Raw genomic sequence first — 1,204 nt, 5'->3', positions numbered from 1 at the left:
GAGGCAGTTCACGAATTGGAAGAGCAGAAGCCGATTGACAAGCAGGAAAAGCTGGAATATTTAATGCAGGTTTCTTCAAGTGGACCTGATACAGAATGGACAACTTTGAAATATTTGTATTCTAAAATGATTGCAACAGCAAAAACGGAAGTTTTGATTCAAAGTCCTTATTTTGTGCCTGATACAGATTTGATTTCACAGTTGAAAATGGCGGCTCTTTCGGGAGTGAAAATAAAAATAATGATTACAGGAGTACCTGATAAAAAGATGCCCTATTGGATTGCAGAAACTTATTTTGCAGAATTGATAGAAGCTGGGATTGAGATTTTTAGATATAAGGCGGGATTTTTACACAGTAAAAATGTAATCGTAGATGAGAAAACATCTACGATGGGAACATGTAATTTTGATATGAGAAGTTTTGAGATAAATTATGAAGTGAATTCAGTATTTTATAGTGAAGAGATTAGCAAAGATTTAAAGGCACAGTTTGGAAAAGATTTGGAAGTGTGTGAAAAATTTGATGAAGCAAGATTAAAAAAAGTGACTTTCAGAAAACAATTGAGAAACTCTATATTCAAGTTAATTTCACCAATAATGTAAATAAATTATAGCAATTGTAGGAAGGAAGGGAGTAAAATGGGAAAAAATTTTACTAAGGATGGACTTATTCTTTTAAATAAAAGCAAGGGGGTAAGTTCGTTTGGGGCAATAAATCATTTGAAAAAAGTGATAAAGGCTAAAAAAGTAGGACATGCTGGAACCCTTGACCCAATGGCTGAGGGACTTATGATTGTTATGATTAACGAAGCTACAAAATTTTCTGATAATTTAATGAAAAAAGACAAGGAATATTATGTAGAAATGGAGCTTGGATACAAAACAGACACTTACGACCTGGAAGGGACAGTTATTGCAAAATATGATTCTGAAATTAATATAAGTGATTCTGAAATAATACAGGCTGCAAACAGTTTCAAAGGCAAGATAAAGCAAGTTCCGCCGATGTATTCCGCAATAAAGATTGAAGGGCAGAAGCTTTATGATTTGGCAAGAAAAGGGATTGAAGTGGAAAGAGCCGAAAGGGATGTGGAAATATTAGAAATTAGGGAAATAAAGATAGTGCGTCCAGATAAAAATTCAGAAAATGCTCAAAATATTAAAATTTCATTTTACACAAAAGTCAGCAGTGGAACTTATATCC

Annotated in this window: 2 protein-coding genes; both read left to right on the top strand. The window is 33.3% G+C overall.

What is annotated here, in order from left to right; translation table 11 throughout:
- Positions 1-603, top strand: a 603-nt coding sequence (locus tag Q0370_RS01775) for a phospholipase D-like domain-containing protein (protein WP_299571295.1), incomplete at its 5' end; no start/stop codon positions are given.
- A 36-nt stretch (positions 604-639) separates the two neighbouring features.
- On the top strand, positions 640-1,204 hold a 565-nt coding region (truB, locus tag Q0370_RS01770), incomplete at its 3' end, for a tRNA pseudouridine(55) synthase TruB (protein WP_299571292.1).

It is taken from the genome of uncultured Leptotrichia sp., from assembly GCF_938036635.1.
Lineage (GTDB): Bacteria > Fusobacteriota > Fusobacteriia > Fusobacteriales > Leptotrichiaceae > Leptotrichia > Leptotrichia hongkongensis.
The sequence above is the reverse complement of the archived record's forward strand: the minus strand, read 5'-3'. Positions and strand labels throughout refer to the sequence as shown.